Raw genomic sequence first — 20,631 nt, 5'->3', positions numbered from 1 at the left:
TGATTAATAGTGCCGGATGCAAAAAATTCCTATTCCGGAAGGTTGCCAATTGGGCCGAGGCCCCGCAAGCTAAACGGGACGACAGGAGACACGACGGTCATCCCTCTGTTTTCCTGATGTTTTATTATTCAAATCGAGGAGCGGTAGCGGCCGCTCACAACCCATTTTTGGAGGGGAAAATGAGTCTGATTCAAGAGTTCAAGGCCTTTGCGGCCAGAGGCAACGTCATCGACATGGCGGTCGGTATCATCATAGGTGCCGCCTTCGGCAAGATAGTCTCCTCCTTCGTGGGTGACGTCATCATGCCGCCCATCGGCCTCATCCTGGGTGGGGTGGACTTCAGCGATCTCGCTGTGACCCTGAAGGCCGCCGAAGGTACGGCACCGGCCGTGGTCATCGCCTACGGCAAGTTCATCCAGACCATCATCGACTTCCTGATCATCTCCTTCGCCATCTTCATGGGGCTCAAGGCCATCAATACCCTGAAGAAGAAGCAGGAAGAGGCAGCACCGGCCGGTCCGACCAAGGATCAGGAGCTGCTGAGCGAGATCCGCGATCTGCTCAAATCCCAACAGGGCAAGTAATCCCCCTGTCGTGTGATCGCAAAAAAAACCGCCATGAGGCGGTTTTTTTATGGGCGAGAGCTTCAGACAAGGCGCGACAGTATTCGTCAGGCGCGGGGATGATGCTCCCCGTGCAAGGTCTTGAGCCGCTCGTTCGCCACATGGGTATAGATCTGGGTGGTGGAGAGATCCGCGTGGCCCAGCAGCATCTGTACCACCCGCAGATCAGCGCCGTGATTGAGCAGATGGGTGGCGAACGCGTGGCGCAGGGTGTGGGGGGAGAGCTCCCCCCGCACCCCGGCGCGCGTGGCATAGAGCTTGATGCGATGCCAGAAGGTCTGGCGGGTCATCATCCTGGCCTGCTTGGAGGGGAACACCACATCCGAGCTGGTGCCGCCGAGCAGCAGGGTACGCCCCTCCCGGTAGTAACGCTCCAGCCAATAGACCGCCTCTTCTCCCATGGGCACCAGCCGCTCCTTGTTGCCCTTGCCCACCACCCGCACCAGCCCCTGGCGCAGGCTGACGTGCTCGGCGGTGAGGCCCACCAGCTCGGAGACCCTAAGGCCGGTGGCGTAGAGCAGCTCCAGCATGGCCCTGTCCCTCAGCTCCAGCGGATCATCCACCAGGGGCGCTTGCAACAGGGCCTCCACCTCGGCCTCGCTCAAATCCGCAGGCAGTTTCTTGGGCAGCTTGGGCCCCTCCAGCAGCACGGTGGGATCGTCGCTGCGCAGCTTCTCCCGGTTGAGATACTGATAGAAGCGGCGCAGGGCGGAGAGGAAGCGGGCCGTGGAGCTTGCGGCAAACTGCTGGTCCACCCGCCAGGCGAGGTAGTGCTGGATATCGTCCATTCCCGCCAGCAGCAGGGAGCTGCCCTGCTCATCCAGCCAGAGTGCAAACTTCTCCAGATCGGTGCGATAGGAGCTGACCGTGTTGTCAGACAAGCCTCGCTCCAGCCAGAGTGCATCGAGAAAGGGCTCAATCAGGGGATGGTTGTGCTGGGCGGGGGCTGGTTTGGTCATGGGGCTTGAGTCTTCGGCAAACGGTGCGCCATTGTAGCGCGGCGCCAAGGCACGGCAAGAGATGGCACCGGCGGCTGCGAAGCGCGTGCCCGGTGAAGGCCGGGTCGCAATCTGCTAGACTGGCCCCCTCCCCCGGGCTGGCCCCATCCGGTCGCCCGCCCCATCGTTGCCCACCGCGATCGAGAGAAGAGCGATGAAGATAGGTTTGTTTTACGGCTCAACCACCTGTTACACCGAGATGGCTGCCGAGAAGATCCGCGCCCTTATCGGCCCCGAGCTGGTCGATCTGCACAACATCAAGGACGTGCCCCTCGCCCGCATGCAGGAGTACGACATCCTGATCCTCGGCATCTCCACCTGGGATTTCGGCGAGTTGCAGGAAGATTGGGAATCCCGCTGGGATGACATTGCCGAGGTCGATCTGGAGGGGCGCATCATAGCCCTGTTCGGCATGGGCGATCAGCTCGGCTACGGCGAATGGTATCAGGACGCCCTCGGCCTGTTGCACGATCAGCTGCTGCCCAAGGGGGTCAAGCTGGTGGGTTACTGGCCCAACGAAGGCTACGAGTTCGATGCCTCCAAGGCGCTGATCGACGACGGTCGCCACTTCGTCGGCCTAGCCCTTGATGACGCCAATCAGTACGATCAGACCGAGCCCCGCATCGAGCAGTGGGTCGACCAGATCCTGGGCGAGATCCACGAGCTGCTCTGACCCCTCCTCCTCCTCCCCGAGCGGCTCACTGAGCCGCTCGGGCGCAGTTACTGCGCCTGTTTTCCCTATCGGTATCATCGCCTGGCGCAATAGCGACTTTTTCAGGCTGGTCTGCAACAATGGAATCGACGCCCCATAACAACCTCAATCAGGGCGTCGGAAGCAAACAGGAAACAGACCAGAAAAGGATATTCTATGACCTCATTCTCCCTGTTGGCCCCCGCCATCGCCCGCGACGTGCTCGATCACGCCCTGGCGCTGGGTGCCGACTTCGCCGAGCTGTTCGTGGAGCGCAAGCGCCGCAGCCAGCTCAGCCTGCTCTCCAGCCAGATCGAAGCCATCAGCGGTGGCCTAGATTTCGGCATAGGGGTACGCCTCTGTTACGGCCACAAGGTGCTGTACGGCTACACCAACCTGGCCGATCGCAACGAGCTGCTGCGCATTGTCAGCCTCTTGGCGGCCAAGGACAGGCGCGACCCCGTGGTCACCGCCAGCGCGTTTGATTTCACCCGACTCAGCGATCGCAACCCGGTGGCCCTGCCCCTGTCGGCAGACAAGCTGCTGGAGCAGAAGATTGCCTATCTGCACGCCATGGATGCCGCGGCCCGCGCCGAGAGCACCAAGGTCAGCCAGTTCTCCGCCAGCGCCCTTGGCTGGGAACAGGAGGTGGAGATCTTCAACAGCGAAGGGCTGCAGGTGAGTGATCGCCGCCACTACAACCGCATCACGGCCCAAACCATAGCCCTGGCCGGCGGTGAGCAGAGCGTGGGCTACGAGGCTCCCGGCGCCATGATGGGCTGGGAACATGCGGCCCTCATCGATCCCCGCGAGCTGGCCCTCTCCTCCACCCGTCAGGCGCTGGTGAAACTCGGCGCAGCCCCCTGCCCGAGCGGCACCCTGCCGGTCATCCTGGAGAGCGGCTTTGGCGGCGTCATCTTCCACGAAGCGTGCGGCCATCTGCTGGAGACCACCTCGGTGGCCAAGAAGGCCTCCGTGTTCCACGACAAGATGGGCCAGCTCATCGCGAGCCCCGTGGTCAACGCGGTAGATGAAGGCCTGCAAGGCAACGCCTGGGGCTCCATCAACGTCGATGACGAAGGCATGGCAACCCAGCACACCCAGCTCATCAAGAATGGCGTGCTGAGCGGCTTCCTGGTCGATCGCATGGGGGCGCTGAAGACCGGCTATGCCCGCACCGGCTCGGGTCGGCGCGAGTCCTACCGCTTCGCCCCGGCGTCGCGCATGCGCAACACCTACATAGAGGCGGGCCACCACAGCCTGGACGAGATGCTGGCATCGGTGGAGTACGGCATCTATGCCAAGCGGATGGGGGGCGGCTCAGTGCAACCGGGCACGGGGGAGTTCAACTTCAACGTGCAGGAGGCCTACCTCATCGAAGGGGGCAAGGTCACCAAGCCGCTCAAGTCGGCGACCCTGATCGGCACCGGCCCCCAGGTGCTGCAAGAGATCTCCATGGTGGGTAAAGATCTGGCCATCTCCGCCGGCATGTGCGGCTCGGTGTCGGGCTCCATTCCCGCCTCCGTCGGTCAACCGCAGCTCAAGGTCAACAGCATTCTGGTAGGGGGTAACGCCTGATGAGCACCATCGACATGAAGCCCTTGCTCAATCGCCTGCTGGACAAGGTCGCGGATCTTGGCGCCGAGGCGGACATCATCGCCAATCAGGACAGAGCCTTCTCCCTCAAGGCCGACAAGGGCGAGCTCGGTGAATACAAGGTCACCAGCAGCCAGCAGATCGGCATTCGCCTCATCAAAGACGGCCGGGTCGGCATCGCCTACTCGGAATCCCTGGACGAGGCGGCCCTCGATGCCATGCTGCAGGATGCGCTCGATGCCAGCCGCTTCGCCAAGCTGGACGGGGATCAGGCCATTCGGGTCGCCCATAGCCAGTTAAGCACCGACGGTGCCGAGATCCATCAGCCCGATACCACGCCGGTGGAGGAGAAGATAGCCCTGGCCCTGCGCCTCGAATCCGACATGCTGGCCCTGCCGGATGTGACCGGCGCCCCCTACAACAGCCTGTTCGAGGGAGAGAGCCGACTCTGGCTCGCCAACAGCCAGGGCACCTTCTGCCAGCATGGAGAGTTCAGCGTCGGTTGCCACACCTCGGCGCTGATCGAACGTGATGGCCGCCAATCCATGCACTATCAGGGGCAATATACCCGCCGCTTCGACGAGCTTGACAGCCGCTCCCTCATCGAGCAGGTCTATGCCGTGACCGATGGCCTGCTGATGGGCGAGGCGATCCCCAGTGGCCGCTACAGCGCGCTGTTCAGCCTCAACTGCCTTGCCAGCCTGTTTGGCTGCTTCCAGTCCGCCCTGTCGGGCAAATGGGCCCAGCAGGGGATCAACCCCTGGCGGGACAAGCTCGGCCAGAGCGTGGCCTCCCGCTGGCTCACCCTGGAGAGCCGGATCCATATGCCGGGTGGCATGCGCATCAAGGGGTTCGACGGTGAAGGGGCGCCCACCCAGGATCTGTTGCTCATCGGCGAGGGGGAGCTCAAGACCCTGCTGCACAACAGCGCCACCGCCCACCACTTCGGCGTGGCCAGCAATGGCGCCGCGGCCCGCAGTGCCCGCAGCACTCTGGACGTGGCCCCCCGTCATCTGGTGTTTGGCACAGGCCCTCACACAGAAGCCGAGGTCAAGGCAGGCGAGTATCTGGAGCTGGTCAAGCTGGACGGCCTGCACTCCGGGGCCGATGCGGTGAGCGGCGACTTCTCGTTCGGCGCCTCCGGCTTCCTGTGCCGGGACGGTGAACGGGTCCAGCCGGTGCGTGGCATCACGGTCGCGGGCAACTTCTACCGTCTGCTGGGAGAGCTGGAAGCGGTCGGCAATCTGCTGCACCACGACGATGGCAAGGGCTTCTACGCCCCCCTCATCCGCTTCGGTGGCTTGAGCATCGCCGGCAAGTGATGGTTTGCCCCTGGGAAGTCGAGTGCTTCCGCCATCCATCCGAATTACAAAAGCGGCGCCATCAGGCGCCGCTTTTTTATGGCTGGCAACCCCCATTGGCCACTCCTACCCTCTAAGAACCTGTTTACGATCTGTCGCGAGAGGTCGTCAGCAAGGTAAAGAGCGGCGCAGGAATCGGAGCGTATAGATATACGTGAGGATTCCGAGCAGCACATGAGCCTTGATCACGGCCTCGCAGTAAGATCGTGAACTGCTTCCAAGAGCCGCCGGTCGCATCGGCCGGATATTGCTGGAGAACACCAAGATGGACAACACCCTGGTTTGGGCCGACATTCCGACCCGGGATCTGGATCGCGCCATGGCCTTCTACGCGGCCCTGCTCGATATAGAGGTCACGCCAATACAAGAAGAGATCCGCTTTGCCATGCTGCGCCATGATGGCAACAACGCGGCGGCCTGCCTCGGTCCCATGGATGAATATCATCAACCGGGCGGGCTCGGCCCCCTCATCTATCTCTCCCTAGGGGACAGGCTGAGAGAAGCGGAACGCATGGTGCCCAGACTCGGCGGGCGGGTACTCGAGCCCCTGCACAGCATCGGCAGCGGCCACGGCTCCCGGGTCATCATCGAAGACACAGAGGGCAACCGCCTCGCCCTCTATGCACCGCCCGTCGCCTGAGCCAGAGGCACACAGAAACAATAACGGCGACCCTGAGGTCGCCGTTATTGTTTCTCTATACCCTGAGGCTATCAAGCCTGCGGGTTGAGGCGCGTCGGCATACCGGAGCGCTGTTCCAGCACCTGTTTGACCAGGTTGGAGTCGCTGTCGGCGTGAGCGATGAAGCGGGTGATGGCCGGGGTCATGGGGAGCGGCACCGAGGCAGTGGAGTTGAACTCGGCCTCGTTGCGTGACAGCGGCTCATGGACTTCCATGTAGCGGCCGCCGTCCGGCTCGACGGTGGATTTCACCGGCTGGTTCACGAACTGGACGCGGGTACCGACCGGTACCTTGTCGAACAGGTACTTGATGTCGTCGGCGCGCAGACGCACACAGCCGCTGCTCACTCGCAGACCGATGCCGAAGGTGGCGTTGGTGCCGTGGATGGCGTAGAGGTTGCCGATGTAGAGGGCGTGCAGGCCCATGGGGTTATCCGGGCCGGCTGGCCAGACCGCAGGCAGGGTCTTACCCTGGGCGGCGTAGCGACGACGGATGTTCTCGGTCGGGGTCCAGGTCGGGTTGGCGCGCTTGCGCTCTACCTTGGTGATCCAGTTTTCCGGGGTGTTGACCCCCAGCTGGCCGATGCCGATGGGCAGTACCTGCACCACGTTCTGACCTTTCGGGTAGTAGTAGAGACGCATCTCTGCCACGTTGATGACGATCCCTTCGCGCGGCGCATTTGGCAGGATCAGCTGATGGGGGATGACCAGCTTGCTGCCCGGAGTCGGCAGATAGGGGTCGACACCCGGGTTCGCTTCCATGATGTTGGTCAGACCCAACTGGAAGTCGGAGGCGATCTGCTCCAGCGGACGGTTGTCCGCAGGCACCACGTACTCCTGATTCTCACCAATCAGACGGCTGTTGGCGGCGGGCAGCACGTATTCAACGGCCGCGGCCTGCTGGCTGACCAGGGTCAGAGTGCAAAAAAGGGCCGAAGCGGCAATGCGAAGGGGATTCATAAAATTCCTGTGTGGTTTCCAGTACCTGTTGGCCGAAGGCCCGCTCATCCTCGGTCTGTCCTGAGGCGAATCATCCGCGCCCGAGACCAATAACCGAGCGCGCATTCTTTCCCGAGTCGGACAAAATTTCAACTTGAAGAGGCGGCTTTTTCACGGAAAAGATCCATTCTGCCTCCAACTATCTCCTGGCGCGGGTTCCTGACACCCTAGCATCGGCAATCTGAGCGTAAAATGAACAGAACGCGCGGCCCTGTGATACCCACTCAAATTGCATGATGGGCCGGTGGCGAGTACAATCTCGCACCCCGTATATCAGGAGTATCGAATCAATTCATACTCGGGTGTACCGCCATCGGCAGCCGTGCGTCGAGTACGGTCGCGCAGCGCCGATGAACCAATACGATGCCATCAGGTGGTGTCGTCCTGATTTGCAATCAGATACTAAGAGTCCAACATGTTCAAACCAGAATTGCTCTCCCCCGCCGGGACCCTCAAGAATATGCGTTACGCCTATGCCTATGGCGCCGACGCCGTCTACGCGGGCCAGCCGCGCTACAGCCTGCGGGTGCGTAACAACGAGTTCGATCACGAGAACCTGCAGCTTGGCATCAACGAGGCCCACGCCCTCGGCAAGCAGTTCTACGTGGTGGCCAACATCCAGCCCCACAACTCCAAGTTGAAGACCTTCATCCGCGACATGCGCCCCGTGGTGGACATGAAGCCGGACGCCCTGATCATGTCCGACCCCGGTCTCATCATGATGATGCGCGAAGCCTTCCCCGACATGCCTATCCACCTGTCGGTGCAAGCCAACGCGGTCAACTGGGCCACGGTGAAGTTCTGGCATCAGATGGGCCTGACCCGCGCCATCCTGTCCCGTGAGCTGTCCCTGGACGAGATCGAAGAGATCCGCATGCAGGTGCCTGAGATGGAGCTGGAAGTCTTCGTCCACGGCGCCCTGTGCATGGCCTACTCCGGCCGCTGCCTGCTGTCCGGTTACATCAACAAGCGCGACCCGAACCAGGGCACCTGCACCAACTCCTGCCGCTGGGAGTACAAGGTACACGAGGGCAAGGAAGACGAGGTGGGCCAGATCGTCCATCGCCAGGAGCCCATCGCCGTGCAAAAGGTCGACCCGACCCTGGGGGCCGGCAAGCCGACCGACGCCCTGGTGCTGCTGGAAGAGTCCAATCGCCCGGGTGAGTTCATGACCGCGTTCGAAGACGAGCACGGCACCTACATCATGAACTCCAAGGACCTGCGCGCCGTCGAGCACGTGGAGCGCCTGACCAAGATGGGCGTGCATTCGCTGAAAATCGAAGGCCGTACCAAGTCCTTCTACTACTGTGCCCGCACCGCCCAGGTCTATCGCAAGGCCATCGACGACGCGGTCGCCGGTCGTCCGTTCGATCCGACCCTGATGGGCACCCTCGAGAACCTGGCCCACCGCGGCTACACCGAGGGCTTCCTGCGTCGCCACAACCACAGCGAGTACCAGAACTACGACTACGGCTACTCCGTCTCCGACACCCAGCAGTTCGTCGGCGAGATCACCGGTCGCCAAGACGACATGGTGGAAGTGGAAGTGAAGAACAAGTTCCTGGTGGGCAACAGCCTGGAGCTGATGACCCCGCAAGGCAACGTCAGCTTCAACCTGGAGCAGATGCAAAACCGCAAGGGCGAGCTCATCGACACCGCGCCGGGCAACGGTCACATAGTCTATGTGCCGGTCCCGAAAGAGATCGACATCAACTACGGCATCTTGCTGCGCAACCTCGGGGAGCGCCAGGACACCCGTCAGCCCCACTCGGCCGCCTGAGATGGCACTGCTCATCACCAGCAAATGCATCAACTGTGACATGTGCGATCCCGAGTGCCCGAACCAGGCCATCACCCTGGGGGCCAAGATCTACGAAATAGATCCGGATCGCTGCACCGAATGCGTCGGCCACTATGAGAAGCCCACCTGCATCAGCGTCTGCCCCATCGACTGCATCATCTGGGATCCCGCTCATGTGGAGACCGAAGAGCAGCTGATGGACAAGTTTGTGCTGATGCACAGACAGTAACAGGCCGCCTCCTCACGCAATAAAAAAGCCGGACAATGTCCGGCTTTTTTATGTGCGCTCTGCAGCCTCAGGGTTTGACCAGCTTCTGCAACGCCTCCAGCTCGCGCTGGGCCTCCAGCAGCTCGGCCTGGGACTCCTCCAGCTTGGCCTGCTTCTTGGCGATCTTGTCCGGCTTTCCAGAGACACGGGCGCTCTGCAGATCGGCTAGGCGTTCCTCCACCTCTTCCTTCTGCTTGGCGACCTTCTCTTGCTGCTCCTTGACGAGCCCGGCATCGGTGCAATGGGTCTCGATATTGCGCAGGGCCTGCTCCAGCCCGGCGACCTGATCGGCGTTGTTGTGCGCCTTGGCGAAGACCAGTTGATCCATCACCGCCTGATGTTTGGCCTTGCAGCCAACGGCCTCACTGCCATAGGCCTGACCGGCCAACAGCAGCATGCTAATTCCGACAATCTTCCACATAACGACCTCGTGATCCTGTCATATTGGATGGCCGCCTATGAGACCTGACTCATCCTTTGAGGTCAAGCCAAAGGGAAAAGGGCTACGACATAGTTTGCACTGCATCATGCTGGCGGCATCCATATGGCGCTACAATCACCGTTTTGACCGCGGAGAGTCCCATGAAGCAGCAGATCGTCATCATAGCCAACGGCGCCCCTTACGGCAGTGAGTCCCTGTTCAACGCCCTGCGCCTTGCCATCGCCCTCAACGAGCAGGGCGGCGTCATTTTGAAGCTGTTCCTGATGTCCGATGCCGTCGGTGCGGCACTGGCAGGTCAGGCGCCGGCGGAGGGGTACAACCTGCGCCAGATGCTGGAGATCCTGCTGGCGCAAGGCACCCTGATCCGGCTGTGCAAGACCTGCACCGATGCCCGCGGCATCAGCCCCCTGCCCCTTATCGAGGGCATAGAGATAGGTACCCTGCCCCTGCTGGCCCAATGGACCCTGGCGGCCGACAAGGTGCTGACCTTCTAGGGCTCAGGCCCCGGTGCCGGCTCGAACCTGGGACGGTCGCGGGGCCTTGGCACCCCATCCGTAGAGCTGCAGTATGGCCAGGCAGAGCAGCGCCATGCAGCCATAGAGCAAACTGCCTCCCCAGTTGGCCAGGATCCAGCCCCCCAGCAGCGCGCCGATGGCGATCCCGAGCCCGGATATGGAGGCCGCCCCGAAGTAGCTGCCTTTGAGGTGCTCCGGCGCCATCTGATCGACCAGTACGTTGAGCAGCGGGAACAGGATACACTCGCCGATGCTGAGCAGGATCACCGCCGCGATCCAATGCCACCAGATGGCGGTATCTCCGAGCGCGAACTGCAGCTGGGCGCTGAGGAAGAAGGCGACACCGAGCTGCAGTCGGCGCTTGATGGGCCAGTTGGCGGTCAGGTGCAGCAGCGGGAACTGCAGGATCACTATGGTCAGCGCATTGGTCGCCACCAGCCAACCGATGAGTCGCTCCACCTCCGGGGCCCCCGCCCGAGTCAGATACTGAATGAGCGGTGACTCGAACTGGGCATAGACCAGCATCAGCAGCATGTTGGCCATCGTCAGCAACAGGAAGCCCCTATCCTGCCAGAGCACGCGCAACACGGCGCGCATGCCAGGGCCGGCGGCACTGCTTGCCTGAGCTCCCGCGAGTCGAAAACCGAACATGAAAGCAAGGCCGAGCAACAGATAGCTGCCGCTGAGCAGCAGGAAGGTCTCCTGCCGCGCGCTCAGGCCATAGCTGACCCCGAGCAGGGGACCGATGGCGGCGCCCAGGTTGAGCAGAAAGTAACGCAGGTGCAGCGCCAGCTCGCGGGCCTTCGGCTCGGCCAGGCTATCGGCCATCAGCGCTTTGCCCGGTGAATCGATGAGCCCGTAGGAGAGCCCACTGCCTATCACCCCAATCGCCAGCCAGAACACCTGATGGGAGAGCCCGAGCAGGCTGACGCTCAAGGCCGAGACCAGGCAGCCAAACAGCAGTATATTGCGCCGCCCCCACTTGTCCGACAGCCAGCCCCCATAGAAGCTGACCAGGGTGGAGATGGCCGCAGTCGACCCCAGGATGAGGCCAATCAGGGTCGCCGACAGACCGTAGTCACGGTAGAGCAGAATGGAGAGAAACGGCCAGACCATGAAGAAGGTGGTGCGTACCATGAAGGTACCCAGGATCACGATCCAGACCAGCGGGGGAAATTGCCTGAGATAGGCCCATGACATACTGCAATTCCTTTTGACAGCGACGAGGCGAGTCGTCCCTTATAACAATTGGCGCCTGTTGGAACAACCCATCTCGCTGCCGCAGCCCTCTTACGAAGAAAATGAGGCATAAAAAAGCCGACCCTGAGGTCGGCTTTTTCACGGCACGGCAGCCTTATTCGGCAGTCGGCTCTTCGACGGCGGCAACGGCCACGTCGGCAACCGGAGCGGCGGCTTCGGTCGGTGCATTCGCTTCCTTGATGGAGAGGCGCACACGGCCTTGACGATCCACTTCCAGTACCTTCACCTTCACCACGTCACCGATCTTCAGGAAGTCGGCCACGTTCTGCACGCGGGCATCGGTGATCTGGGAGATGTGTACCAGACCGTCTTTACCCGGCAGGATGTTGACGAAGGCACCGAAGTCGGCCAGACGCACAACCTTGCCTTCATAGATGCGGTTCACTTCGATCTCGGCGGTGATGGCCTCGATACGACGAATGGCTTCCATGGCGGCTTCGTTGGCAACGGCGGAGATGCGGACGGTACCGTCATCATCCAGCTCGATGTTGGTGCCGGTCTCTTCGGTCAGGGCACGGATCACGGAACCACCCTTGCCGATCACGTCCTTGATCTTCTCAGGATTGATCTTGATGGTGTGGATGCGCGGTGCGAAGTCGGAGATCTCGCTACGAGGAGCCTGGATGGCTTCGTCCATGACCTTCAGGATGTGCAGGCGAGCACCACGGGCTTGCTTGAGGGCAATCTCCATGATCTCTTTGGTGATGCCTTCGATCTTGATGTCCATCTGCAGGGCAGTGATACCTTGAGTGGTACCGGCCACCTTGAAGTCCATGTCGCCCAGGTGATCTTCGTCACCCAGGATGTCGGACAGCACGACGAAACCTTCTTCTTCCTTCACCAGACCCATGGCGATACCGGCAACGGAGGCCTTGATCGGCACACCCGCGTCCATCAGCGCCAGGGAGGAGCCACAGACGGAAGCCATGGAGGAGGAACCGTTGGATTCGGTGATTTCAGACACCACGCGCACCACGTACGGGAACTCGGCGGCGCTCGGCATAACGGCAGCAACGCCGCGCTTGGCCAGACGACCGTGACCGATTTCACGACGCTTCGGGCTACCCATCATGCCGGTTTCACCGACGCAGTACGGCGGGAAGTTGTAGTGCAGCATGAAGCGGTCGGCGCGGTGGCCAGCCAGTTCGTCGATGTTCTGGGCGTCACGCTCGGTACCCAGGGTCGCAACCACGATGGCCTGAGTCTCACCACGGGTGAACAGGGCGGAGCCGTGAGCGCGCGGCAGGATGCCGGTGCCGACGGACAGGGCGCGGATCATTTCCGGATCGCGACCATCGATGCGCGGCTCGCCACGGACCACACGGCCACGGACGATACGGCTTTCCAGGCTGTGGAACTCTTCGCCGATCTTCTTGGCATCGTCTTCCACGCCGGAGGCGATGACTTGTTCAACCACACGGGACTTGATGGCACCGATGGCGGCATAACGCACGGCCTTCTCGGTGATGCGGTAGGCTTCACCCAGTTCGGCAGTGGCCAGTTCGGCAACCTTTGCTTTCAGCGCTTCGTTGACGGCAGGCGGGGTCCAATCCCACGGCTGGGTACCCACGTCGGCGGCGAATTCGTTGATGGCGTTGATCACCACTTGCATCTGCTCGTGGCCGTAGACGACGGCGCCCAGCATGGTCTCTTCAGACAGGATGGCCGCTTCGGATTCCACCATCAGTACCGCGTTGGCGGTACCGGCAACCACCAGATCCAGATCGCTCTGCGGCAGTTCGGTGGTGGTCGGGTTCAGCACGTACTGACCGTTCATGTAACCCACGCGGGCAGCAGCAATCGGGCCGCCGAACGGGATACCGGAGATGGCCAGGGCCGCGGAGGCACCGATCATGGCAACGATGTCAGGGGACACGGCCGGGTTCACGGACATGACGGTGGCAACCACCTGAACCTCATTGAGGAAGCCTTCCGGGAACAGCGGACGAATAGGACGGTCGATCAGACGGGAGATCAGGGTCTCACCTTCGCTCGGACGGCCTTCACGACGGAAGAAACCACCCGGGATACGACCAGCAGCATAGGTACGCTCCTGGTAGTTGACGGTCAGCGGGAAGAAATCACGGCCGTGGTCGGCCTCTTTCTTGCCAACGACGGTCACAAATACGCAGGTATCGTCCATGCTGACCATGACGGCCGCAGTGGCTTGACGGGCCATCACACCGGTTTCCAGGGTGACGGTGTGTTGACCGTACTGGAATGACTTTACAATAGGATTCACGTGAATTTCCTTTTTACAATTTGGCGCTTTAAATTCGCGTGCAAGTATACTTGATTCGAACCAAAAGGTAAGCGGGGACACAAATTCTGTGAGGCAGGCAACGCCTTGTGGTGGGTTCGAAACGGTCAATAAAAAAGGGGAACCTCGCGGTTCCCCTTTTTTGCAAAATCTGATGGTCGATTAACGACGCAGACCCAGCTTGGCGATCAGCGCAGCGTAACGCTGAACGTCTTTACGCTTCAGGTAGTCCAGCAGCTTACGACGCTGGGAAACCATGCGCAGCAGACCGCGACGACCGTGGTGATCTTTAGCGTGCTCTTTGAAGTGACCTTGCAGATGGTTGATCTGGGCAGTCAGCAGGGCAACCTGCACTTCGGGGGAGCCGGTGTCGTTGGCAGCGCGAGCGTTGTCAGCAACGATGGAAGCTTTGATCTCAGCATTTAGAGACATGATGTTACTCCAGTAGAGTGTTTAAAGGTTCACAGCCAATCTCTAATTCAGCCGTGAAATGAGGGCGGTATCATAATCGTCCCCGCCCCTTTACGCAACGAGAAAGACACGCCGATACCGCCTGAGGATCACTCCTCGTCGTGTTCGTCGTGGTAACGCACCAGTCGCTTGGGCGCCACGCGTCCTTCGTCATCGATTTCGCCGACGCCGATGAACTCACGCTCCGGACCGACCGTCATGCGGACCTGGCCACTGTTCGGGCTGCCTGCAACCTGCACGGCTTGACCCTGGTTCACGTAGGCGGCCACCGCCGCCAGCATGTTCACCTCGGGCAGCGCAGCTACAGCGGTATCCATCGGCAACAGCAAAGGATCCAGCTGTTCACGCGGCGGAATGCTCTCGGCCTTGGCCTGCTCGAAGATGCACTCGAGCTGATCCAGGGTCAGCATCCGCTCATAGGGATAACTGGCCACCTGGGTACGGCGCAGCTGGGTGACGTGAGCGCCACAGCCCAACACTTCCCCCAGATCGTCCACCAGGGAGCGAATGTAGGTACCCTTGCTGCAATGCACCTCGAGACGCACCTCGTCCCCTTCGAAGCTCAGCAGTTTGAGTTCGAATACGGTGATCGGACGGGCTTCGCGCTCGATCTCGATGCCTTCACGGGCGTACTCGTAGAGCGGGCGACCGTTGTGCTTGAGGGCGGAGTACATGGACGGCACCTGCATGATGGGGCCACGGAACTGGTCCAGTGACTCGATCAGGGTGCCCACGGCCACGTTCACCGGCCGGGTGGAGACCACCTCGCCGTCGGAGTCGCTGGTGTTGGTGCGCTCGCCGAGCTTGGCGGTCACCTCATAGCGCTTGTCCGCTTCCAGCAGATACTGGGAGAACTTGGTGGCTTCGCCGAGGCAGATCGGCAGCATGCCGGTTGCCAGCGGGTCCAGGGCGCCGGTGTGGCCGGCCTTGGCTGCGTTGTAGATACGCTTGACCTTCTGCAACACATCGTTGGAAGTCAGGCCGGTCGGCTTGTCCAGCAGCAGGATACCGTGTACGTCACGGCCCTTGAAACGACGTCTTCGAGACATCTCAGGCTTTGTCCTCAGTAGTATCATCCGGTGCGGCTTCGTCTTCATCACGACCGGCTTCGGTCATGCGACGCTTGTCTTCACGCACAGTGTTGGTCACCAGGTTGGAGAGACGCATCCCCTCGACCAGGGTCTGGTCGTAGTAGAAACGCAGCTCCGGCACCACCCGCAGACGCATGGCGCTGCCCAGCAGGCTGCGGATGTAACCGGCGGCTTCGGTCAGGCCCTTGAGCCCTTCTGCGATGCGCTCGGCGTCATTCTCCAGCTGCAAGAAGGTGACGTAAATCTTGGCATAGTTCAGATCCTTGGACACTTCCACATCGGAAACGGTCACCATGCCGATGCGCGGGTCTTTCACCTCACGCTGCAGAATGAGCGCGATTTCACGCTGGATCTGCTGCCCGACCCGACGGGTCCGGCTGAATTCTCTGGCCATATTCTATCCTGCGATAAAAGGGGGCCGCAGCCCCCTATTTTGTCTAATGCTCGGCTTACAGAGTCCGCTGAATGACAACAGTCTCGTAAACTTCGATCTGGTCGCCTTCTCGCACGTCGTTGTAGTTCTTGACCGCGATACCACACTCGTAACCGTTGCGGACTTCGTTGACGTCGTCCTTGAAGCGGCGCAGGGATTCCAGCTCGCCTTCGAAGATGACCACGTTCTCACGCAGAACACGGATACGGTTGGAGCGCTTGACCACACCTTCGGTGACCATACAGCCGGCAACGGCGCCGAACTTCGGTGACTTGAAGACGCTACGTACTTCAGCCAGACCGATGATCTCCTGACGATACTCAGGGGCCAGCTTGCCGCTCATGGCCTGCTTCACTTCGTCGATCAGATCATAGATGACGGAGTAGTAACGCAGATCCAGGCTCTCGGCATCGATGACCTTGCGAGCAGAGGCGTCGGCACGGACGTTGAAGCCCACCAGGATCGCACTGGAAGCAGCCGCCAGGGTGGCGTCGGTTTCGGTGATACCACCCACGCCGGAGCCCACGATCTTGACCTTGACCTCGTCGGTGGAGAGCTGCACCAGCGCATCGCAGATGGCTTGCACGGAACCCTGTACGTCGGCCTTGATCACCACATTCACTTCGGACACTTCGCCCTCGGTCATGTTGGCGAACATGTTTTCCAGCTTGGCCTTCTGCTGGCGTGCCAGCTTGACGTCGCGGAACTTGCCCTGACGATAGAGTGCCACTTCACGGGCCTTCTTCTCATCACGTACGACGGTGGCTTCGTCACCGGCAGACGGCACCCCGGACAGACCCAGGATCTCGACCGGCAGGGACGGACCCGCTTCCTTGATCTCGCGACCCAGTTCGTCACGCATGGCACGGATACGACCGTATTCCAGACCACACAGCACGATGTCGCCCTGGCGCAGGGTACCTTCTTGTACCAGCACGGTGGCAACCGGACCACGACCCTTGTCCAGGAAGGACTCGATCACGACGCCGTTGGCCATGCCATCGACCACCGCTTTCAGCTCCAGTACTTCGGACTGGATCAGGATGGCTTCCAGCAGATCGTCGATGCCTTCGCCAGACTTGGCGGAGACGTGTACAAACTGGCTATCGCCACCCCAGTCTTCGGACATGACGTTGTAACGGGCCAGCTCGGTCTTGACGCGATCCGGATCCGCTTCGGGTTTGTCGATCTTGTTGACCGCAACCACGATAGGCACTTCAGCCGCCTTGGCGTGCTGGATGGCTTCGATGGTCTGCGGCATGACGCCGTCATCCGCCGCCACAACCAGTACCACTATGTCAGTGGACTTGGCACCACGAGCACGCATGGAGGTAAAGGCTGCGTGACCCGGGGTATCCAGGAAGGTGATCATGCCACTGTCGGTTTCGACGTGGTAAGCACCGATGTGCTGGGTAATACCACCGGCTTCGCCCGCGGCAACCTTGGCCTTGCGGATGTAGTCCAGCAGGGAGGTCTTACCGTGGTCGACGTGACCCATGATGGTCACAACCGGCGCGCGCGGCTTGGCTTCGGAGGTCTCGTCACGATCGGACAGTACCGCCTCTTCCAGCTCGTTCTCACGACGCAGCAACACCTTGTGGCCCATCTCTTCGGCGACCAGCTGAGCAGTTTCCTGATCGATCACCTGGTTGATGGTGGCCATGGCACCCATCTTCATCATCGCCTTGATGACTTCGACACCCTTGACGGCCATCTTGTTGGCCAGCTCGGCCACAGTGATGGTCTCGCCGATCACCACGTCACGGTTGACCACGGCCGCCGGCTTGTTGAAGCCGTGCTTCATGGCGTTCGGGGTAGCAACCTTGCCGCGCTTGCCTTTACGGGCACGGGGATCACGGGAGTTGCGATCGTTGCGATCATCGTCGCGACGAGTGGCTTTCTTCGGCGCCTTGGCAGCGGCAGCCGTGCGACGGCTGGTCTCTTCCTTACGATCCAACTCATCTTCAGCCGCTTGCGCGTGCTTGTTGGTGGTCAGATGGTAATCGCTGCTCTCTTTGGCGCGAGCGGCCTCTTCTTCGGCCCAGCGGCCGGCATTCTGTTCCGCCATGATGCGAGCCTCTTCGGCTTTCTTCGCGGCGAGTTCTTCAGCCTTGGTCAAGGCTGTTTGTTCCTGTTGGCGCTTCAGTTCTTCTGCTTCGCGCTTGGCCATCTTTTCTGCCTCTTGCTGAGCTGTGCTAGCGGCTACTTTGGCGGGCTGTGGAGCCTGTCGAGCCTTTGATTGTGCCTCGATCCGCGCCTTTTCCTCAGCTTCACGACGAGCCTGCTCAGCCTCACGGCGAGCCTTCTCTTCAGCGTCGAGACGGGCCTTGTTTTCGGCCTCGTGACGAGCTTTTTCTTCTGCTTCCAAACGCGCTGTTTCCTCGGCTTCCGCCTGACGCTGTTCATCTTCCAGCGCCGAGCGTTTTACATAGGTGCGAGTCTTACGCACTTCTACCTGCACTTCTTTGTTCTTGCCGCCGGTCCCCTGAACACTGATGGTGCTCTTGGTCTTGCGCTGCAAAGTCATGCGGGCAGGTGCGGCGACCTCGTCACCTCCATGCTGTTTTTTCAAGTGCGCCAGCAGAGTCTGTTTCTCAGACTCGCTGACCAGGTCGTCGGCCTTGCTCTTGCTGATACCGGCATCGACAAACTGCTGGAGAAGACGATCAACCGGCGTGTCGATGTCAGTGGCAAGTTGTTTGACTGATACTTCTGCCATTCATTTTCCTCCGTTTGATCTTAACTAGACTGCTCTTCTCCGAACCAACAGATATTGCGAGCAGCCATAATCAGCTCACCTGCCTTCTCGGCGGTCAGCTCTTCAATCTCGGCAAGGTCATCGATACCTTGCTCTGCCAAATCTTCCAGGGTGCCGATACCGCGGGCGGCCAAGGCATAGGCCATGTCGCGGCTGAGGCCAGCCAGATTGAGCAGGTCTTCGGAAGGCTCTACGCCATCGAAGGACTCTTCTTTGGCCAGGGCCTTGGTGGTCAACACATCCTTGGCACGCTTGCGCAGCTCTTCCACCATGTCTTCGTCCAGACCGTCGATGGCCAGCAGCTCGTTGACGGGTACGAAGGCAATTTCTTCCAGGGTGGAGAAACCTTCTTCCATCAGCAGGCTGGCGAAATCGTCGTCGATGTCCAGAGCGCTGGTGAACAGGGTCAGGATCCGATCGTTCTCGGCCTGGTGCTTGGCACGCATGTCCTCAACGGTCATGACGTTCAGCTCCCAACCGGTCAGCTGGGACGCCAGACGCACGTTCTGACCGTTGCGACCGATGGCCTGGGCCAGGTTGGCGGCTTCCACGGCGATGTCCATGGTGTGGTTGTCTTCATCGACGATGATGGAGGCCACATCGGCCGGCGCCATGGCATTGATCACGTATTGAGCGGGGTTGTCATCGTACAGGACGATGTCGGCGCGCTCACCGCTCAGCTCGGCGGAGACGGCTTGTACGCGAGCACCACGCATGCCGATACAGGCACCGATCGGGTCGATACGACGATCGTTGGTCTTGACCGCGATCTTGGCGCGGGAACCCGGGTCACGGGCGGCGCCCATGATTTCGATCATCTCTTCGCCGATTTCCGGCACTTCGATGCGGAACAGCTCTTTGAGGAAGTCAGGGCTGGAGCGGCTGACGAACAGCTGGGAGCCACGGGCTTCCGGGCGCACGGCGTAGAGCAGACCACGGATGCGGTCGCCCGGACGGAAGGTCTCGCGCGGCAGCATGTCATCACGGAAAATCACGGCTTCGGCGTTGCTGCCCAAGTCCAGGATCACGTTGTCACGGTTGCTCTTCTTGACCACACCGCTGATGATGGTGCCTTCCTTGTCCTTGAACTGGTCAACGACTTGGGAACGCTCGGCTTCGCGCACTTTCTGCACGATAACCTGCTTGGCGGTCTGGGTGGTGATGCGGTCGAAGGTAACAGAATCAATCTGGTCTTCTACATAGTCGCCGAGCTGGATATCCGGCTGCTCGATCTGAGCGGCTTCCAGGGTAATTTCGGCATAAGGGTTTTCCATCGCGGCTTGATCGGCGATGACAACCCAGCGGCGGTAAGTGTCGTAGTCACCGGTCTTGCGATCGATCTCAACCCGAACTTCAATCTCGCCTTCGTATTTTTTCTTGGTCGCAGTCGCCAGCGCAGTCTCCAGAGCCTGGAAAATTTTCTCGCGGGGGACAGCTTTCTCGTTGGACACAGCGTCAACGACCAGCAAAATCTCTTTATTCATATCCGATAGCCTCGTTAACCAAAGTTCGGCACTATGTTCGCTTTTTGGATATTGGTGAAAGCCAACACCTCGTCCTTACCATCTACCGTCAGGATGATCATGTCCCCCTGCACGGCTTTGATTACGCCTTTGAACTTGCGGCGGTTGTTTGTTGCCATCCGAAGCGAAACCGCCGCCTCTTGGCCAACGTATTTTTCGAACTGGGCAACCTTGAACAGGGGACGATCCAGACCGGGGGAAGAGACTTCCAGGAAGTACTCCTCGGTGATGGGATCTTCAACGTCCATGATGGCGCCAACCTGGCGGCTCACCTCGGCACAGTCTTCCACCGTCACACCTTGCTCGCTGTCGATGAAAACGCGCAGGGTCGAATGCTTACCCGCACGGATAAACTCGACACCCCAAAGTTCAAAACCCAAGGCAACGACCGGAGCCTCGAGCAGATCGGTCAAACGTTGTTCCAACGTAGCCAAAGTCACCCTCCGAAAAACAAAAAAAGGGCATATAGCCCAGATAGAGATCGATTCAGAGTAAATCGCACATAACAAAAAGCCCCGATATCAAATCGGGGCTTGGCGCTTTACCCTGATTGTCGCCTCGCAGCGACCGCCTTCCTGAGCGTAGGAAATGCGTGAAATTTGGTTGCGGGGGCCGGATTTGAACCGACGACCTTCGGGTTATGAGCCCGACGAGCTACCATGCTGCTCCACCCCGCGTCCGAAATCGTGCGAGATTATAGCCACTTCATTCTCGTCACACAAGACTGACTGGCTATAATACACTCGGTTGCCCGAGTTCACTGCTTAATTGGTGCCGTGGGCGGGACTCGAACCCGCACACCCTAGAGCACTACCCCCTCAAGATAGCGTGTCTACCAATTCCACCACCACGGCAAAAACTCT

Annotated in this window: 19 protein-coding genes and 2 tRNA genes; 8 read left to right on the top strand and 13 right to left on the bottom strand. The window is 60.5% G+C overall.

From position 1 onward, the window contains the following. Nucleotides 1-179: 179 nt before the first annotated feature. The gene (gene mscL / locus CUC44_RS17965) at nucleotides 180-584 is read left to right on the top strand and encodes a large-conductance mechanosensitive channel protein MscL (RefSeq protein ID WP_100861234.1); all 405 of its coding nucleotides are present in this window, start codon (nucleotides 180-182) and stop codon (nucleotides 582-584) included. 86 nt (nucleotides 585-670) lie between these two features. Here mscL and xerD read toward each other — a convergent pair whose 3' ends face one another. Then, nucleotides 671-1,582 carry a site-specific tyrosine recombinase XerD gene (gene xerD, locus CUC44_RS17960; RefSeq protein WP_100861233.1) on the bottom strand — a complete coding sequence of 304 codons (912 nt, stop codon included), beginning with the start codon at nucleotides 1,580-1,582 and terminating at the stop codon, nucleotides 671-673. A gap of 193 nt (nucleotides 1,583-1,775) precedes the next feature. On the opposite strand from xerD, the gene fldB reads away from it, so the two are divergent. The 4 genes from fldB to CUC44_RS17940 all read left to right on the top strand — a co-directional run bounded on the left by fldB (nucleotide 1,776) and on the right by CUC44_RS17940 (nucleotide 5,909). Then, complete coding sequence (fldB, locus tag CUC44_RS17955; RefSeq protein ID WP_100861232.1) at nucleotides 1,776-2,294, top strand: flavodoxin FldB; 519 nt, start codon at nucleotides 1,776-1,778, stop codon at nucleotides 2,292-2,294. 195 nt (nucleotides 2,295-2,489) lie between these two features. Then, a complete protein-coding gene (locus CUC44_RS17950; RefSeq protein WP_100861231.1) occupies nucleotides 2,490-3,890 on the top strand; it encodes a TldD/PmbA family protein in 1,401 nt (466 codons plus the stop codon). After that, on the top strand, nucleotides 3,890-5,230 hold the full coding sequence (locus CUC44_RS17945; RefSeq protein ID WP_100861230.1) for a TldD/PmbA family protein: 1,341 nt from the start codon (nucleotides 3,890-3,892) through the stop codon (nucleotides 5,228-5,230). The genes CUC44_RS17950 and CUC44_RS17945 overlap by 1 nt, the downstream gene beginning before the upstream one ends. A gap of 286 nt (nucleotides 5,231-5,516) precedes the next feature. Further along, on the top strand, nucleotides 5,517-5,909 hold the full coding sequence (locus tag CUC44_RS17940; RefSeq protein WP_167388944.1) for a VOC family protein: 393 nt from the start codon (nucleotides 5,517-5,519) through the stop codon (nucleotides 5,907-5,909). A gap of 71 nt (nucleotides 5,910-5,980) precedes the next feature. Here the strand turns inward: CUC44_RS17940 and CUC44_RS17935 are convergent, their stop codons facing one another. Next, the gene (locus CUC44_RS17935; RefSeq protein WP_100861229.1) at nucleotides 5,981-6,907 is read right to left on the bottom strand and encodes a L,D-transpeptidase family protein; all 927 of its coding nucleotides are present in this window, start codon (nucleotides 6,905-6,907) and stop codon (nucleotides 5,981-5,983) included. A gap of 454 nt (nucleotides 6,908-7,361) precedes the next feature. Between CUC44_RS17935 and trhP the strand changes: the two genes are divergently transcribed. Both trhP and CUC44_RS17925 read left to right on the top strand, forming a co-directional pair. Beyond that, nucleotides 7,362-8,726, top strand: a complete 1,365-nt coding sequence (gene trhP / locus CUC44_RS17930) for a prephenate-dependent tRNA uridine(34) hydroxylase TrhP (RefSeq protein ID WP_100861228.1) — start codon at nucleotides 7,362-7,364, stop codon at nucleotides 8,724-8,726. Nucleotide 8,727: 1 nt separating this feature from the next. Further along, a complete protein-coding gene (locus CUC44_RS17925; protein WP_042644099.1) occupies nucleotides 8,728-8,976 on the top strand; it encodes a YfhL family 4Fe-4S dicluster ferredoxin in 249 nt (82 codons plus the stop codon). Between the two features lie 67 nt (nucleotides 8,977-9,043). On the opposite strand, the gene CUC44_RS17920 is transcribed toward CUC44_RS17925, so the two are convergent. Further along, on the bottom strand, nucleotides 9,044-9,436 hold the full coding sequence (locus tag CUC44_RS17920; protein ID WP_167388943.1) for a DUF1090 domain-containing protein: 393 nt from the start codon (nucleotides 9,434-9,436) through the stop codon (nucleotides 9,044-9,046). A 161-nt stretch (nucleotides 9,437-9,597) separates the two neighbouring features. Here CUC44_RS17920 and CUC44_RS17915 point away from each other — a divergent pair, with 161 nt between their 5' ends. Further along, nucleotides 9,598-9,951 (top strand): DsrE/DsrF/TusD sulfur relay family protein, encoded by a 354-nt coding sequence (locus CUC44_RS17915; protein ID WP_100861227.1) that lies wholly within the window; start codon nucleotides 9,598-9,600, stop codon nucleotides 9,949-9,951. Between the two features lie 3 nt (nucleotides 9,952-9,954). Here the strand turns inward: CUC44_RS17915 and CUC44_RS17910 are convergent, their stop codons facing one another. The 10 genes from CUC44_RS17910 to CUC44_RS17865 form a co-directional block, all read right to left on the bottom strand. Continuing rightward, nucleotides 9,955-11,172 carry an MDR family MFS transporter gene (locus tag CUC44_RS17910; RefSeq protein WP_100861226.1) on the bottom strand — a complete coding sequence of 406 codons (1,218 nt, stop codon included), beginning with the start codon at nucleotides 11,170-11,172 and terminating at the stop codon, nucleotides 9,955-9,957. A 154-nt stretch (nucleotides 11,173-11,326) separates the two neighbouring features. Then, a complete protein-coding gene (gene pnp / locus CUC44_RS17905; RefSeq protein ID WP_100861225.1) occupies nucleotides 11,327-13,474 on the bottom strand; it encodes a polyribonucleotide nucleotidyltransferase in 2,148 nt (715 codons plus the stop codon). Nucleotides 13,475-13,654: 180 nt separating this feature from the next. Further along, the gene (rpsO, locus tag CUC44_RS17900; RefSeq protein ID WP_100861224.1) at nucleotides 13,655-13,924 is read right to left on the bottom strand and encodes a 30S ribosomal protein S15; all 270 of its coding nucleotides are present in this window, start codon (nucleotides 13,922-13,924) and stop codon (nucleotides 13,655-13,657) included. 128 nt (nucleotides 13,925-14,052) lie between these two features. Further along, entirely contained in the window at nucleotides 14,053-15,012 is a 960-nt protein-coding gene (gene truB, locus CUC44_RS17895) for a tRNA pseudouridine(55) synthase TruB (protein WP_100861223.1), read from the bottom strand. Nucleotide 15,013: 1 nt separating this feature from the next. Next, nucleotides 15,014-15,448: a 30S ribosome-binding factor RbfA gene (gene rbfA, locus CUC44_RS17890; RefSeq protein ID WP_100861222.1), complete on the bottom strand. Its 435-nt coding sequence runs from the start codon at nucleotides 15,446-15,448 to the stop codon at nucleotides 15,014-15,016. A 55-nt stretch (nucleotides 15,449-15,503) separates the two neighbouring features. Then, nucleotides 15,504-18,206 carry a translation initiation factor IF-2 gene (gene infB, locus CUC44_RS17885; RefSeq protein WP_100861221.1) on the bottom strand — a complete coding sequence of 901 codons (2,703 nt, stop codon included), beginning with the start codon at nucleotides 18,204-18,206 and terminating at the stop codon, nucleotides 15,504-15,506. Between the two features lie 20 nt (nucleotides 18,207-18,226). After that, nucleotides 18,227-19,729, bottom strand: a complete 1,503-nt coding sequence (nusA, locus tag CUC44_RS17880; protein ID WP_100861220.1) for a transcription termination factor NusA — start codon at nucleotides 19,727-19,729, stop codon at nucleotides 18,227-18,229. A 14-nt stretch (nucleotides 19,730-19,743) separates the two neighbouring features. Next, complete coding sequence (rimP, locus tag CUC44_RS17875) at nucleotides 19,744-20,202, bottom strand: ribosome maturation factor RimP (protein WP_100861219.1); 459 nt, start codon at nucleotides 20,200-20,202, stop codon at nucleotides 19,744-19,746. 166 nt (nucleotides 20,203-20,368) lie between these two features. Then, nucleotides 20,369-20,445 (bottom strand) — tRNA-Met (locus tag CUC44_RS17870). 92 nt (nucleotides 20,446-20,537) lie between these two features. Next, nucleotides 20,538-20,622 (bottom strand) — tRNA-Leu (locus CUC44_RS17865). Between the last annotated feature and the right edge of the window lie 9 nt (nucleotides 20,623-20,631).

The sequence above is a fragment of the Aeromonas lusitana genome (genome assembly GCF_002812985.1).
Classification (GTDB): domain Bacteria; phylum Pseudomonadota; class Gammaproteobacteria; order Enterobacterales; family Aeromonadaceae; genus Aeromonas; species Aeromonas lusitana.
This window is presented reverse-complemented; position numbering and strand designations above follow the sequence as displayed.